At 56.7% G+C, this 15851-nt stretch carries 15 protein-coding genes; 1 reads left to right on the top strand and 14 read right to left on the bottom strand.

Features of this window, described 5'->3' with window-relative positions; genetic code table 11:
* Positions 1-166: 166 nt before the first annotated feature.
* From ACW5XD_RS06375 to tapM, 14 genes are all read right to left on the bottom strand, one after another.
* Entirely contained in the window at positions 167-748 is a 582-nt protein-coding gene (locus ACW5XD_RS06375) for an aminodeoxychorismate synthase component II (RefSeq protein WP_456494154.1), read from the bottom strand.
* Positions 749-769: 21 nt separating this feature from the next.
* Positions 770-985, bottom strand: a complete 216-nt coding sequence (locus ACW5XD_RS06370; protein WP_042867714.1) for a hypothetical protein — start codon at positions 983-985, stop codon at positions 770-772.
* Positions 986-1110: 125 nt separating this feature from the next.
* A complete protein-coding gene (gene trpS, locus ACW5XD_RS06365) occupies positions 1111-2115 on the bottom strand; it encodes a tryptophan--tRNA ligase (RefSeq protein WP_456494153.1) in 1005 nt (334 codons plus the stop codon).
* 39 nt (positions 2116-2154) lie between these two features.
* Entirely contained in the window at positions 2155-2823 is a 669-nt protein-coding gene (locus ACW5XD_RS06360; RefSeq protein ID WP_456494152.1) for a phosphoglycolate phosphatase, read from the bottom strand.
* Positions 2810-3484, bottom strand: coding sequence for a ribulose-phosphate 3-epimerase (rpe, locus tag ACW5XD_RS06355; RefSeq protein ID WP_108536660.1), 675 nt, complete (start codon positions 3482-3484; stop codon positions 2810-2812). The genes ACW5XD_RS06360 and rpe overlap by 14 nt, the downstream gene beginning before the upstream one ends.
* A 256-nt stretch (positions 3485-3740) precedes the next feature.
* The gene (locus ACW5XD_RS06350; protein ID WP_456494151.1) at positions 3741-4613 is read right to left on the bottom strand and encodes a Dam family site-specific DNA-(adenine-N6)-methyltransferase; all 873 of its coding nucleotides are present in this window, start codon (positions 4611-4613) and stop codon (positions 3741-3743) included.
* A gap of 70 nt (positions 4614-4683) precedes the next feature.
* On the bottom strand, positions 4684-6270 hold the full coding sequence (locus ACW5XD_RS06345) for an SPOR domain-containing protein (protein WP_456494150.1): 1587 nt from the start codon (positions 6268-6270) through the stop codon (positions 4684-4686).
* Positions 6263-7342 (bottom strand): 3-dehydroquinate synthase, encoded by a 1080-nt coding sequence (gene aroB / locus ACW5XD_RS06340; protein WP_456494149.1) that lies wholly within the window; start codon positions 7340-7342, stop codon positions 6263-6265. The genes ACW5XD_RS06345 and aroB overlap by 8 nt, the downstream gene beginning before the upstream one ends.
* Positions 7343-7356: 14 nt before the next feature.
* On the bottom strand, positions 7357-7875 hold the full coding sequence (gene aroK / locus ACW5XD_RS06335; RefSeq protein WP_005317117.1) for a shikimate kinase AroK: 519 nt from the start codon (positions 7873-7875) through the stop codon (positions 7357-7359).
* 191 nt (positions 7876-8066) lie between these two features.
* Positions 8067-10268: a type IV pilus secretin PilQ gene (locus tag ACW5XD_RS06330; protein WP_456494148.1), complete on the bottom strand. Its 2202-nt coding sequence runs from the start codon at positions 10266-10268 to the stop codon at positions 8067-8069.
* A 15-nt stretch (positions 10269-10283) separates the two neighbouring features.
* On the bottom strand, positions 10284-10814 hold the full coding sequence (locus ACW5XD_RS06325; RefSeq protein ID WP_456494147.1) for a pilus assembly protein PilP: 531 nt from the start codon (positions 10812-10814) through the stop codon (positions 10284-10286).
* Entirely contained in the window at positions 10811-11410 is a 600-nt protein-coding gene (gene tapO / locus ACW5XD_RS06320) for a PilO family type IV pilus biogenesis protein TapO (protein WP_456494146.1), read from the bottom strand. The genes ACW5XD_RS06325 and tapO overlap by 4 nt, the downstream gene beginning before the upstream one ends.
* Positions 11407-11985, bottom strand: a complete 579-nt coding sequence (gene tapN / locus ACW5XD_RS06315) for a PilN family type IV pilus biogenesis protein TapN (RefSeq protein ID WP_456494145.1) — start codon at positions 11983-11985, stop codon at positions 11407-11409. The genes tapO and tapN overlap by 4 nt, the downstream gene beginning before the upstream one ends.
* Positions 11973-13046 (bottom strand): PilM family type IVa pilus assembly protein TapM, encoded by a 1074-nt coding sequence (gene tapM, locus ACW5XD_RS06310; protein WP_456494144.1) that lies wholly within the window; start codon positions 13044-13046, stop codon positions 11973-11975. The genes tapN and tapM overlap by 13 nt, the downstream gene beginning before the upstream one ends.
* A 285-nt stretch (positions 13047-13331) precedes the next feature.
* Between tapM and ACW5XD_RS06305 the strand changes: the two genes are divergently transcribed.
* Positions 13332-15821, top strand: coding sequence for a penicillin-binding protein 1A (locus tag ACW5XD_RS06305; RefSeq protein ID WP_456494143.1), 2490 nt, complete (start codon positions 13332-13334; stop codon positions 15819-15821).
* The last annotated feature ends 30 nt before the right edge of the window (positions 15822-15851 follow it).

Below are 15851 nucleotides of genomic sequence, written 5' to 3'. Positions count from 1 at the left end.
TTACAGGGAACAATGTTCGATTACCTGTGAGATTTTAGGCAACCGCATTGCATAACGGCTCAGGGGGTATTGGCAAGAGATAATTTGGACAGGGAGGGAGGTGAATAAAGTGTCATGAAAAATATTTTTGGCCTCATTTCGATTCTGGGAGACCGGTCACAACTATTCAGGAATTTGCTAAAAAATTGGCCAGCAATTGGTGGCCCTGCTCGCTCAAAATACTCTCCGGATGGAACTGAACTCCCTCTATATTCAACTGCTTATGGCGCAGGCCCATGATCTCGTCAAAGGAGCCATCTGCGTGCTCGCTCCAGGCGGTGATCTCGAAACAGTCGGGCAGCGTGCCCTGATCCACGATGAGCGAATGGTAACGGGTGACCCGCAGCGGGTCGTTCAGACCGCGAAATACACCCTTGCCCTGATGACGAATAAGCGACGTCTTGCCATGCATCACCTCACGGGCACGCACCACCTTGGCACCGAAGGCCTGGGCCAGAGATTGATGACCGAGACAGACGCCGAGAATGGGTAACTGGCCGGCAAAATGAGAGATAGCCGCGAGGGAAATACCCGCCTCATTGGGCGTGCAGGGGCCGGGGGAGATCACCAGATAACGTGGGGAGAGCCGGGCTATGGCGTCCAGCGTCAGCTCGTCATTGCGCTTCACCACCACCTCTTGTCCCAGGGCGCCAAAATACTGCACCAGGTTCCAAGTAAAGGAGTCGTAGTTATCGATCAGCAACAGCATGGGGTAATCAGGGAAAGTTAATCAACGATCCAGATAACGACCTTGTTCCATTTCGCGCTCGCGCTGGCACTCAGCGAGATAGATGGCGGCGGCAATGGCAGGGGTCTTGTGGTATTTGTCGATGGCATTGGAAACCATCAGCTGCAGGGTATTGAGGTTTTTGGCCTTGCGGAATTTACGCAGCCAGTGACCCTTGTCACCCAGCTCTTCAATCATGGTATTGGATTCGACAGACATGCTTACTCTTGGGGCAGAAGCCCGCGTTTGAAATTGGAAGATGAATTCACGAATAGCAGGACGGGTAAAACAAAGAAAGCCAGGCGCAAATACCCAGCTCTCTTCTACTACACCTTCCCAGTATGTCAGGCTCGAGGAACGAAGCCGACTACATCATATACGCTGGTCAGGGTTTTTTCAGCCCTTTCACGTGCCTTTTGTGCACCTGCCGCCAAAATTGTTTGCAGATGGGCCTCATCCTGACGCAGCTCGCGGAAGCGCGCCTGAATGGGTTCCAGCAAGGCAACGACAGCCTCGGCAGTCTCGGTCTTGAGGTGGCCGTACATCTTGCCTTCGAAGTGCAGCTCCAGCTCGGGGATGGAGCGACCCGTCACCCCGGACATCAGGGTCAGCAGGTTGGAAACACCCGGTTTGTTCTGGGGATCGAATCGCACCACGGCCGGCTCGTCGGAGTCGGTCACGGCACGCTTGATCTTCTTGACGATCTGCTTGGGATCTTCCAGCAGACCGATGAAGTTGGCCTCGTTGTCATCGGACTTGGACATCTTCTTGGTCGGATCCTGCAGGCTCATCACCCGTGCCCCGTCGGTGGGGATGAAGGGCTCTGGCAGGGTGAACACCTCACCGTGCAGGTTGTTGAAACGGGTGCAGATGTCGCGAGTCAGCTCCAGATGCTGCTTCTGATCGTTGCCGACCGGCACCTGATTGGCCTGATAGAGCAGGATATCTGCCGCCATCAGCACCGGATAGCCGAACAGGCCAACGTTGACGTTGTTCTCGAAACGGGCGGACTTGTCCTTGAACTGGGTCATGCGTGACAGCTCACCCATCTGGGTGTAGCAGTTCAGGATCCAGCCCAGCTCGGCATGCTGTGGCACGTGAGACTGGATGAAGACGGTGCTCTTGGCCGGATCGATCCCCACCGCCAGATAGAGGGCGGCGGCATCGAGACATGCCTTGCGAAGAGCGGCAGGCTCCTGGCGGGTGGTGATGGCGTGCAGGTCGACGATGCAGTAGAGGCAGTCGAAGTCGTCCTGCATGTTGACCCACTGACGCAGGGCCCCCAGGTAGTTGCCGATGGTCAGCTGACCCGACGGTTGAGCCCCGCTCAGTACGATAGGTTTAGTCATGAGAGTATTAATCCTTGTTATTCGGCCAGCCCAGCGGCCCTATTCGGCCAAGAGTGCATCAAGCTGGGCAAACTGCTCGCATACCCAGTCCGGGCGAGAATCTGCAATGGGGCGGCCATAGTTATAGCCGTAGGTCAGTCCCACCACCTTCATGCCGGCGGCCTGAGCGGCCAGCACGTCATTCTCGGAGTCGCCCACCATCAGGGTGCGCGACGGGCTGACGCCCAGCTCGTGGCAGGCGTGCAGCAGCGGATCCGGGCTCGGCTTCTTGACGGGCACGCAGTTGCCGCCCAGCCAGAGTGCGAAACAGTCGCCGATGCCGAGGGCATCGAGGATCGGCTGCACGAAGTGGCTCGGCTTGTTGGTCACGATCCCCTGCTGGTAACCCAGCGCCTGCAGGCGACGCAGGCTCTGCTCTACCCCGTCATACATGGCCAGCCCTTCCAGCAGGCAGGCCTGATAGTGGCGGTCAAACAGCGGACGGGCGTTGGCAAACAGCTCGGGCGCCGCGCGATAGTCCAGCGCGCGCTGGATCAGCTTGTCGGCGCCGTTGCCGACCCAGGTACGCACCACGGCCTCGTCGGCCTCGGCCAGTCCCAGCTCGGTGAGGGTACGGTTGACCGCCAGCGCCAGTTGAGGGGCGCTGTCGATCAGGGTGCCGTCCAGATCGAACAGCACCAGATCAAAATCACGCTCAGCGTTCGACATGGGCAAGCTCCGCGCGCATCCGGTCGATCACGGCCTTGTAGTCCGGCTGGCTGAAAATGGCAGAACCGGCCACGAACATGTCGGCACCCGCCTGGGCAATTTCGCGAATGTTGTCGACCTTGACGCCGCCGTCGATCTCGAGACGAATGTCACGGCCACTCTCATCGATCAGGCGGCGCACCTGGCGCAGCTTGTCGAGGGTGCCGGGGATGAAGCTCTGACCACCGAAGCCCGGGTTGACCGACATCAGCAGGATCACATCCAGCTTGTCCATCACGTATTCGAGGCAGGTGAGCGGCGTCGCCGGGTTCAGCACCAGACCCGCCTGGCAGCCCTGCTCCTTGATAAGGCCCAGAGTGCGATCCACGTGATCGGACGCTTCCGGGTGGAAGGTGATCAGATTGGCGCCCGCCTTGGCAAAGTCCGGAACGATGCGATCCACCGGCTTGACCATCAGGTGCACATCGATGAGCGCCTCTATGCCATAGTCGCGCAGGGCCTGACAGACCATGGGGCCTATGGTCAGGTTGGGGACATAGTGGTTGTCCATCACGTCGAAATGCACCACGTCGGCACCGGCGGTCAGCACCCTGGCAACATCATCGCCCAGACGGGCGAAATCGGCGGAAAGGATCGAGGGGGCAATCAGAAAGTCTTTCATCAGCGTCATCCATTGGCTAGCGGGCAGAAAAAGCGGCGCAATTTTACCGCAAATATCCAATGAAAACGACCCGAACACAGGGAGGAAAAAATGGGCCGTCCGCTTTACCGCAAATGTCCGGTGGAAACACCCAACCTCTGGAAAGGATGACAGATGCAACTTCCCTCCTCTGTGACCTCAGTCCCCCACATAGACTCTGGGAAAAGAGCGGCAGAAGCTGGAAACAGCAGCGGCACCCGGAGGTGCCGCCAGAAGGTCAGCCGAGTGAGACAAGCTCGGCATCGCTGGGGTAGTAACCCTGCTCCGGCTCGATACCGGGCGGGTAGAGCGCCAGCAGCTCGGCCACCTTGTTGCGGCTGCCTCCGTTGCGGCTGATGGTACGCTTGACCAGGATCTCGTCCAGTCGCGCACCACGGTAGAGCTCGCGGGTCAGCTCTATGTCGTGGTTGCTGATGAGCACGGGCACCCCCTTGCGGGCCGCCGTGTGACGGGCCAGTCGCGCCAGTATGGCCTGATCATCCAGGGTGAAGCCACCTGCGGAATAGGTGGTGAAGCTCGCCGTGGTGGAGAGCGGCGCATAGGGGGGATCGCAGTAGATCACCCAGTCCGGTTCGGCACGCTTGATTGCATCGGCGTAGCTTTCGCAGATGAAGGTCGCCTTCTGCGCCTTCTCGGCAAAAGCCCACAGCTCTTTCTCCGGGAAGTAGGGCTTCTTGTAGGAACCGAACGGTACGTTGAAACCGCCTTTCTTGTTGTAGCGGCACAGCCCGTTGAAACCGTGGCGGTTGAGGAACAGGAACAGCAGTGCCCGCTCGAAAGTAGTCTCGGTCTGGTTGAACTGGGTGCGCAGCCGATAGTAGGCCGCTTTGTGATTGTGCTCGGCCACAAACAACTTGCGCGCTTCGGCGATAAAACTGTCTGGCATCACCTTGAGATGATTGTAAAGGCAGATCAGATCCGGATTGATGTCATTGAGCACATAGGCATCGTAGTCGGTGTTGAGAAACACGGACCCGGCCCCGACGAAGGGCTCCAGCAACACACGCCCGGCCGGCAAACGCTCGGCAATCTCTTCAACCAGGGAGTATTTTCCCCCGGCCCATTTTAAAAAAGCGCGTGTTTTTTTCATGGAAATCCGGTGTTAAGAAGGCATCGACCAAAAAAGGGGGACGATTCTACCCCCTTACCGGGCGCAATGGCTATTGCTTCAACTCTTTTTGTATCTGAGCGAACGACTTGGGCCAGGGCTGCCCTTTGAGCAGAGCAGGGGAGAGCTTGCGAATGGCAGCCTTGGCTTGGGTGGTATTGGCGTAATCTCCCTGCAGCACCACGTACCAGGGGCTACCACGGAACTGGGTTTTGTAGACCCAGATATTGCCGGCCAGTGCATGCTCGGCCACGAACTTGTCCACGGCATTAGTGTTGCTTGCCCCCATCAGCTGGACGCTGTAATGATTCTTGGGCTTCTTGTTCAGGGTCGCCGCCGGCGTCAATGCTACCTTGGGTGCTTCTACAACCGGTTCGGCTGACTTGACAGCAGATTGGGGGGCAATGGGAGTGCTCTGGTTCGATGTGGTGGCCGACTTGGCCTGTGTATCCTGGGTCGATGCATTCTGGGTCTGAGCGGTTTGGGTCGGGGTTGCCTGAGAGTCGGCACCCGTCAGTTCGTCCACCACAGCCGTGGGCAAGGCGCCGCTGACATGGGGTTGTTTCATCAGTTTCTCGACCACTTCATCGGAGATCACCACCCGGCGACCCTCGTAATTGGTCGATTCGGTGGTCAACGTCTCGCTCTCGACTGACTTGGGCAATGCCTTGGCATCGGGTTGCCAGTCGCGTACCACGCCGCTCGGGTTATCACCGTTGGCATTCGTGCTGTCCTGCCCACCTTTCTGCTTATCGCGTTCACCATCAATCGTCAGGGGATCTCCCCCGGAAACAGGAATAGGCAAGGCCTCGGTTTGCGAGGAGTCCTGCGCAGTGCCCTTGTTCTCGTTGTTGAACAGGGCTGGCAGCAGATAGCTAAGGGCAAGCAAACCTGCGGCGACCAGTGCCAGCACGGTCGCAATCTTCTTGACGGGCAACTCGGCCTGACGCTTCTTGGGCCTTCTGTCGGTCATGATATCCTCCAGTAACTGCATGATGGTGGACGGATGTCCATTTGCCGCATTCAGGATCTCTTCCACTTTCAGCTTGGGCAAGAGGGCCGTCGGGATCTTGAGCTCTTTGGCTTTCTCATACAAGAAGATACGTTGCTCTGGCGCGCTCAGCGGCGCGACTTCCAGCTCCAGGGCCGGCATGGCCCGTCCTTTCAACAGGGCCTTCTGGTTGCGACACCAGACGTCACTGCCGGAAAGCACTATGGCCAGCTGATGCGGCACGGGCAGGGTATCGTTGTGACGACAGAGGCTCCACAACTCGCCAACCAACTCAGCAGGCAACTCATCGGCGCGCTCGATCAGCAGCAGCAGGGTGGCGGATTTTCCTTCCAGCATACGAAAGAAGCTGTCTGCCAGTGCATCCTGCGGATTGAACAGCGGCCTTGCCACCACCTGCGGTAACAGCAACTGGCGCACGTCCGCCATCTTCATGGCAGGGCTGCCAATCAGGCTCACGACCCGTACTTTTTCGGGCAAGGCACCGAGCACGGATTCACATAACGTGCCGCGACCACTACCGTGCTTGCCGGAGAGAAAAATAAAAGGGTGATTGAATTCAATCAGGTGCAGCAGCCGGTCAACCAGCTGCCGCTGGGAAGGAAGCTTAAGCAGTTTATTATTACTCACGACCAGACTCGATCACCGCCAACAATTCAGCATCAGAGACATCGGCTACCACCTGTGCATGACCGATACCGACTGGCAACACCAGCCGCAGCTTGCCTTCCAGTACCTTCTTGTCACGGCGCATATGGCGAATAAAGGCATCAAAATCCATCTCGGCCGGCGCCTGGATGGGCAGATTGGCCGCCAGCAGCAGATCGCGGATACGGACTAGCTGCCGGTTATCCAGCTCGCCACGCGCCTCGGCCGTAAACGCCGCCAGCATCATGCCTGCGGCAACGGCTTCGCCGTGCAGCCAGTTGCCATAGCCTTTTTCAGCCTCAATCGCGTGACCAAAGGTGTGGCCCAGGTTCAGCAAGGCACGTACACCATGTTCTGTCTCGTCCTGCCCTACCACATCGGCCTTGATCTCGCAGCAACGGCGAATGGCATACGCCAGAGCAGCCGGTTCCAGCGCCTGCAGACGGGACATGTTGGTTTCGAGCCAGGAGAAGAATTCGGCATCCCATATGATGCCGTACTTGATCACCTCGGCCATGCCGGCGGCAAACTCACGGGCAGGCAGAGTCTTGAGACACTCGGTATCGATGACCACATGCTTGGGCTGATAAAAAGCACCAATCATGTTCTTGCCGAGGGGATGATTGACGGCGGTCTTGCCGCCGACGGAGGAGTCAACCTGGGAGAGCAGTGTGGTAGGCACTTGAATAAAAGGAATGCCACGTTGGTAGCTTGCCGCAGCAAAGCCGACAACATCCCCTATCACACCGCCCCCCAGGGCGATCAGAGTGGTGTCACGACCATGGTTGGTTTCCAGCAGAGCAGACATGATCCGCTCGAAGGTTGCCAGGGTCTTGTAGGCCTCGCCATCCGGCAAGATCAGGTGTTCAACCTGAAATCCGGACAGCAACTGGATAATCCGCTCAAGGTACAAGGGTGCGACAACGGTGTTGGTCACTATCATGACCCGCTTGCCCTTGATGGTTTGTGTCAGCACCTCTGCATGCTGCAACAGACCTGCGGCTATCTCAATGGGATAACTACGTTCACCCAGTTCGACCTTCAACCTTTCCATGGACGTCCTCTAGATTACATGCCGATCAACTTAACAATTTGATTGGCAACAATTTTAGCGCTCTGATCATCAGTCTGGATGACAAAATCAGCTACTTCTTCATACAGTGCATTGCGCTCCTGAGCCAGACGCTCGAGTACTTCACGCGGTGGTTCTTCGGTTTGCAGCAGTGGGCGGCGCTTGTCTCTTTGTGTGCGTGCCAACTGTTTTTCAATCGTTGTTTCGAGGTACACCACGATACCGCGAGCAGAAAGCTTGTTCCGTGTTTCGCGGCTCTTGATGGCACCGCCACCTGTCGCCAGCACGATACCCTGCTGTTCTGAAAGGTCGCCTATGACCTTCTCTTCGCGGATCCGGAAACCCTCTTCGCCTTCAACATCGAACACCCAGCCGATATCGGCACCACTGCGGCGCTCAATCTCATGATCTGAGTCGAAAAACTCCATATGCAGTTGTTCTGCCAGATGTCTACCTATGGTGCTCTTGCCCGCACCCATGGGACCTATCAGGAAAATATTGCGTTTCTCAGCCATGTCTTTTCATTAGTAATTACAAACTGTACGACCCCGACAAACACTCGATCGGGGTACCTATGAACCTTGTCTTGCGATGGATCAGGAGGGGGATTATCTCAATAGAAATCGGGACTGGCAACCGCAGCCCTTACGCCCCAGCCTCATTGGGGCGTAAGGTTATATGTGTTTTACCCTCACATGTAAAGCATTCAGAAGGCGTCGGTGACTATCTTCGGTGTCACGAAAATCAGCAATTCCCGCTTTTTATTCTCGCTGGTTGTCTTGCGAAACAGCACCCCGAGCCCCGGGATATCACCGAGCAGAGGCACCTTGCTGACATCACTTTTGATAGTCTGCTGATAGATACCACCTAGCACCAACGTTTCACCATTGTTAACCAGCACCTGAGTGGTAATGGACTGGGCATTGATGGAGACGGCATCACCAGTCCCTGTTGGTACGGTTTCACCCTTGGTGTCCTGGGTCACGGTCAAATCCAGTATCACCCTGTTGTCGGGAGTGATTTGTGGCGTCACTTTGAGGCTCAACACGGCCTTCTTGAAGGTGACCGAGGTAGCGCCACTGGAGGAGGACTCCACATAGGGAATCTCGGTCCCCTGCTCGATCAGCGCCGGTTTTTGGTTGGCAGTGGTGACGCGAGGACTCGCGATAATTTCGGCTTTGCTCTCTTTTTCAAGCGCCGACAGTTCGAGGTCGAGCAGAGTGCCATCCGCCAGACGCGCCACCTGAAATGCCAAGGTACCGGCGGCATTGGTCACCGGCAAGTTGACATTCAACCTGTCATCCACACCCGGTCGGGTGATGGTAGAGCCACCGTTGTTATTGCCGGAGCCGTCGTTGCCCTCGATGGTGCCCGAGGTGCTGTTGCCGTGACCATCATTCTTGGTCACGCCCCAGCGTACCCCGAGTGCCTCATCGAAGCCGTCATCTATGGTCACCATGCGCGCTTCTATGACCACTTGCTTGACCGGAATGTCGAGGATGTCCAGCATGCGTTTGATGTTGCTGATCACGTCGGCGGTATCCTTGACCACCAGTACGTTGGTACGCTCATCAACACTCACCGCCCCCTTGGAAGAGAGCAGTTTGGTGCTTTCGGAGGAGAGCAGGGCCGCTACCTCAGATGCTTTGGCATAGTTGATCTGCAGGTATTCGGTATAAAGCGGTGCCAAATCAGCTACCTGATTGCGACTCTCCAGTTGCTGCTTCTCACGGGCGGCGATTTCTTCTGCCGGCGCCACCAGCAGAATGTTGTTATCCAGTCGTTTATCCAGCCCCCTCACCTTGAGGATGATGTCCAGCGCCTGTTCCCAAGGCACACCATCCAGCCGCAACGTGATATTGCCCGCCACTGAGTCCGTAGTGACCAGGTTGAGATTGTTGAAATCGGCGATCAGCTGCAACACGGTGCGCACCGGAATATCCTGGAAGTTCAGCGAAATCGGCTTGCCCTGATACTGCTTGCCAGCGGTCGCTGCGGTGCGTTTTTTCACTTCGACGATGAACATCTTGTCCGCCTGATCGTAGCGGTAATCAAACTGCCCGTTGACGGAGAGCTCAAACAGGGTGTCATTGCCCTGGCGGAACACCTCCACCTGAGAGACCGGGGTGGCAAAGTCCTGCACATTGATCAGATTAAGCAGGTCGTCCGGAACCCGGGTGCCATGAAACTTGGCCAGCACGGTCTGACCACGGCTACTGACGTCCACGGCTGCGGAGCTGTTGTCCAGCGTCACCAGAAATTCCCCCTGCCCATCCTTGCCACGCCGGAAATCAACGCCGTTGACGGAGTTGAAGTAGGCACTATTGGTCGCCGTTTGCGGGGATGGCAAAACAGGTTTGCTGGCCACAGGCACCGCCACTGGCGCACTCTGGCGGGCAAGCTGCTGGCTGTTGATCAATGCCGATGAGGTTGTTGCCTGGGTATTGATAAGTGCAGACGAGCTCGGCTGGGGAGCCACCAACCCAGAGGATGAAGTCGTGGCAGGCAGCGGCATGGTCGCCTTGTCTCCCAGAGCCACCAGTAGCTTGTTGCCCTGCTGATGCACCTGATAAGGGGTCAATTGATCGAGTGCGATCTTGATGTCTAGCCCGGCCCCCTTGCCCTCAACCTTGAGATTATCGACCCCCTGTTGCTTGATGGGCAGCGGATTGACATTGAGCGCGCCCACAGCCCCCGGCACATGTAGCAACAGCTGATTGGGCTCATAGGAGAGTCGGTCGGTAAAACCGCTTACCGGTTCACTGAAGCTCAGCTCCAGCAACAGCTGATCAGCCATCAGCGGATTTACCTTCACCTCTTGCAAAGTGGCCACAGCCCAAGCCTGGCTCCATGCTCCGGCGCAAAACAGCAGGGCAACTCTGGTTACAGTACCGATTGTTGTTCTCATCGCAGTCATCCCTGATTATCGTTTTGCTTCAAGATTGGCCATGCCCAGCTGAGTTTCTCGGGTCACCCAGCATCCTTTGCCATCCGGTATAGTCTCAATCAAATCCACATAAGTGTCAGTGATCCTGATCACCCGTCCCTGATCCAGTCCCATATGTTGGTTGAGTCCCACACGGACGGATTGGCCATCCGGCGTCCGGATCAAGGCCCACAACTGACCCTGCTTGCCGAGCGATCCCTGCATGATCAGGCTGGCCAGCGAATAATTCTCCAATACTTCCTTCTCCCTGTTGGCGACTATCTGGGCACAATCCGGTTTCACCTTGGCATCCACCTTGGCGCTGCTGGCCTCAGGCTGGGGCGCAATAAAGGGGCTGCGCTGATCGCTGAGGTGATAGGGCATGGGAGAAAAGGGTTTGATTTCAGGCAGCGGTTCGATAGGCACAGGCTGTCTGGCCTTGGTCTGGGCCACATAGTTATCCATATCATCCTGCCCACCGCAGGCGGTCAGCAGATACGCGGGCAACAGTATGCAGATCATTCTCATTTTTTCTGTCCCACTGTCTTGCCGTTGTACTTGTAGGTCTTGGCCAGCATCGACATGCTGATCATCTCGTCCGGCTCATTGCTCTGACCCAGTGTGAACGACTCCAGGATGACGATCCGCGGCAGTGCCGCCATGTCTGCCGTGAACTTGCCAATCTCATGGTAAGTGCCAACCACCTCGATCCGCATCGGCAGTTCGGTGGAAAACTCGTGCTTTATCTCAGGCTCCCAGTTGATTCGATTCAATTTGAGACCATTGTCGGTCGCAATGAAGCTGATATCGTCCAGCAAGCCCGCCACCTCGTGAGTATTGGGCAACTGTTTGAGCTGGGTATCAACCAACTGCTCAAGCTGCACCATCTGTATCTTGTATGCACCCAGATTGGCAGCCAGCATCGCCTTGCTCTCGAATTGCGCCTTCAGCTCAGCCTCCTTGCTGGTTTCCTGGGTCAACAAGGTCAATGAATTCGCAATCACGTAGTAATAGATGGCACCGCCCAGCAGTGCACAGAAAAGCAGGATGAACATGCCCTTGGCCAACTTGGGCCAGCTGGCAATGTTGTTGAGATCCAGTTCATTGAGCTGTTGTAGGTTCATTCTGGCCCCTTAACCGCATCGACAGCGGCACCTGCCGCAGCTGTAACCTGGAACATCATGGAAAACTGGCTCAGCGAGACAGGTGCAACATCGGCCGCAAAAATCGTGCTGATCTGTGACTGCCCCAACCAACCGGAGCCATCGATACGCCGCATCATGCTGGCAACCCGACCGTAAGCTTCAGTCTTGCCGTTGATATCGATCCGGTTGTCTTGCAAGGCTAGCGTGTTCAGATACACCCCATTGGGTACCAGTGAGGGCAACTGGTTGAACAACCGAACCGGCAGATTGCGACGCATCTGCAGGTGTTCAATCAATTGCATGCGATCGATCAGCTCCTTGCGCCTTTCCTTGAGCAACCGGATCTCGCCGAGCTGCGCATCAAGTATGGTCATCTCCTGCTGCAAGCGTTGATTGCGCTGCTGCTGATGGCTGATCTGCTGCTCAACCAGCCAGTCGGCCGCAAAACCGAGGGACGCGGTGATCGCCAGGAAAATCCCGAGCATGACCCCGAACTGTTTCTTCTGCCGCTGGGCTCTGGCTTCGCGCCAGGGTAGGAGGTTTATATTTGACATGGTGTGAAGCTCCTCAATGCCAGACCCAGCGCCGTCATGTACTTGGCACCGTGTGCAAGCCCCCCCTCCCCTTTGGGTTTGCCAAACAGGGCAAAAGGATCGGGATGCAATACTTCACAATTGAGTTCATTACCGACCTGGGCGACAAGCCCCGGTAGCAAGCTGCCACCACCAGTCAGCACCAGCTTGGATAGCTCCCTGTGTCCGGAAGAACTGCAAAACAGCTGAACGTTACGCCTGACTTGTTGCAGCAAGGCATTGATGTGAGGCAGCAACACATCCAGCTCGTGGTCGACCGGCAATTTGCCCTGCAGCTTGGCCTGTTCGGCATCATCCAGTGACAGGTTGTAGAAAGAGGCCAATGCCTGGCTATATTGATCACCGCCGAAATTCTGCAGACGGGAGTAGATCACCTCGCCCTTGACCAATGCGGCAAATGTCATGGCGCTGGCACCAATATCGATCACGCCAACCGGCTTTTCCCAGACAAGTAAATCAGGCAGACAGGCAAGGACGGCGCGACCCAAGGCATGAGCCCCCACATCTACCACCTTGGTCGTCATCTCGGCTTCGGCCAGGGCAGTAACCCGACCACTCACGCTCTCGGTGCGGGCGGCGCTCAACAGCACCTCCTGGCGATCCTGATCGTTGACCTTGCCGAGGATCTCAAAATCCAGGCTCACTTCATCAAGGGGAAAGGGAATAAGTTGTTCGGCCTCCATCTGGACCTGATTTTCCAGCTCGTGCTCACCCAGGCTTGCATCAACCTGAATGACCTTGGTGATCACGTTGGAACCGGTAACAGCCGTTGCCACATACTGGCTATTACCTGAGATAAGGCGTTTGAGGGCCTTGAGAGACTGACTGACCCGCTCGATATCCTGCAGTTGATAATCGACCAAGGTGCCTTTTGGCGTCACGACTTCGGCCACCGATTCGAAATGCAGCTTGCCGAGGCGTCCGGTGATAGTCACGGCCTTGATGGTCTGGCTCCCGAAATCAATACCCGCCAGAGGGAGCAGCGAACCTTTATTGAATAGCCCAAACATATACACATCCATGCGTTATTGGGTTTTAGAATTGATTGTAGGACAGCCCACCTCAAGGTGATGGCTTAACTCATCCTAAATGCTCTATCTATCAATGTCATAAAGTTTATACCGAAAAGTGATGAATCTCGCTTTCTTGCTACGGCCGCTGCCCCTTGGTTATTGCGCCACAGAATGCTAACCTCCCGCCTCTTCTCGAGGCCCCCTGTGACTGTCAGGAAAACCTCGAATTTAGGGAGGCAAAAGGGCTATACTCTGCGCCCGTTGGCTAATTTTAAGACGATTGGTAGTTCTTCCATGCTGAAATGGCTCGTACGCCTGTTTATTGTCATGATACTGGGTGCTGTGCTGGGTGTTGCCAGCCTCATCGGTATCTACTTCTACATCAAACCCCAGTTGCCCGATGTGACCGCGCTGCGCGACGTCAAACTGGCCACCCCGATGAAGGTGTACAGCCGGGATGGGGAATTGATCTCCCAATTTGGCGAAATTCGTCGCATCCCGCTGCATCTGGATGAAATTCCACAACCCATGATCGATGCCGTGCTCGCGACCGAGGATGCTCGCTTCTATGAGCACCCGGGCATAGACCCTATTGGTATCATTCGAGCCGCAACCGTCTGGGCCGTCTCCGGTCATGCCCGTCAGGGTGCCAGTACCATTACCCAGCAGGTCGCCCGCAATTTCTTCCTGACTAACGAAAAGACCATAGTGCGCAAGGTCAAGGAAGTGTTCCTGGCTTGGCGCATCGAGCAGAACCTCTCCAAGGACGAGATTCTGCAGCTCTATCTCAACAAGATACCGCTTGGTTACCGTGCATTCGGGGTCGGGGCTGCTGCACAGGTCTACTTCGGTAAAGAGGTCAAGGATCTGACGCTGGATGAAATTGCCATCATCGCCGGCCTGCCAAAGGCACCGTCCATGCTGAACCCGATCCGGTCTCCTGAACGGGCCTTTGCCCGTCGCAATGTAGTGCTGGGCCGCATGCTGGAGACCGGCAAGATCACTCAGGCCCAGTATGATGAAGCCTCCAAAATGCCGATCAAGGCTCGTTATCATGGCGCCGAGATCACCCTCAATGCCCCTTATCTAGGGGAGATGGTGCGCCAGAAGATGGTGGAGCAGTTTGGTGAAGATGCCTACACCATGGGCTTGCATGTCTACACCACTGTCACGGCCAAGCGCCAGCGTGCGGCACACCAGGCCCTGATGGATGGCGTGTTCGACTACGACACCCGTCACGGCTACCGTGGCACGACGGCCCAGCTGTGGAAAGCGGGGGAGACAGACTGGGATTATGACCAAATCATGACCCATTTGACCAAACAGCCCACTTATGACCCCCTGATGGCCGCCGTTGTCACCAAACTGGATGACAAGAGTGCAACCCTGGTGCTGAAAAATGGCAAGCAGGCTGAACTCGGCTGGAACGGCATCAAGTGGGCCCGCGCTTTCATTACCGACGATCGCCAAGGCTTAGCTCCTCGCTCCGCTCGCGATGTGCTGAAAGTCGGCGCCCAAATCTGGGTACGGGAAAAAGGTGAAGAGCTGCTGCTTTCCCAGATCCCTGAGGTCAACGCAGCACTGGTTGCCATGAATCCGCAGGATGGCGCAATTGAGGCACTCGTTGGCGGCTTCAGCTTCGAGCTCTCCAAATTCAACCGGGTCGACCAGGCGCGCCGTCAGATTGGCTCCAACATCAAACCCTTCCTCTATGCCACCGCGCTTGAGCAAGGGTATACCCTTGCCTCTCTCATCAACGATGCGCCGATCAACCAGTGGGATCCCTCAAAAGGCCCCATGTGGCAGCCCAAAAACTCCCCAGCCATCTATGAAGGCCCCACCTCGTTGCGCCTCGGCCTTGCCAAGTCCAAAAACGTGATGTCGGTAAGGTTGATGCGCGCCATTGGCCTGGCTACCTATATTGATGGCCTGACCCGCTTCGGCTTCGCACGCGATACCATCTCCCCCAATGAATCGCTGGCGCTGGGCGCTGCCGAATTCACTCCACTGGAAGTGGTTCGCGGCTACTCTGTGATGGCCAACGGCGGATTCCAGGTAACCCCCTATTTCATCACAGACGTGACAGACAGCTTCGGGGAGCCCCTGTATCAGGCCAACCCTGCCGCCGCCTGTCGTGATTGTGGCGTGCTGGCCGCAGCCGGTCTCGACAGTGCCGATGCCTATGTCAACACAACCCCCGACTGGAAGGCGCAGTGCCCGATCGATCCGGTCGTGCCCAACAACATGGCACCGCAGACCATCAGTACCCAGAGCACCTTCCTGATTACCGATACCCTGACCACCGCCATCTGGGGTGGCAACGGCTGGCGTGGTACCGGCTGGCGTGCGGCACGCGACCTCAAACGGCATGACATTTCCGGCAAGACGGGCACCACCAACGAATCCCGTGACGCCTGGTTCTCCGGCTATACCCCGAATCTGGTCGCCACCTCCTGGATTGGTTTTGACAACCACCAGCGTGGTCTGGGCAGAGCCGAGTTTGGGGGCGGTGCTGCACAACCCATCTGGATCGACTTCATGAAGACGGCACTCAAACAGGTGCCAGAGCGCAAGATGCCAGTTCCAGAGGGAATCATCACTGTACGGATCGACCGTGAAACTGGTTTGCTGACCAACCGCAATGATGGCAGCAGCATGGAAGAGTTCTTCAAGGAAGGTACAGAACCAACGCGCTATGCGACCCAGAGCTCGGACGGCAATCAGGTGTATGACGGTAACGGTTCCCCCACTGACGGGCCCGTGTCTACCGACGATATCTTCTAGGCGAAAGCTCAAGATAAAAAACCGGCGCCA

Source organism: Aeromonas enterica (assembly GCF_054052465.1).
Note: the sequence above shows the minus strand (reverse complement) of the source record. Positions and strands in the feature narration are given on the sequence as shown.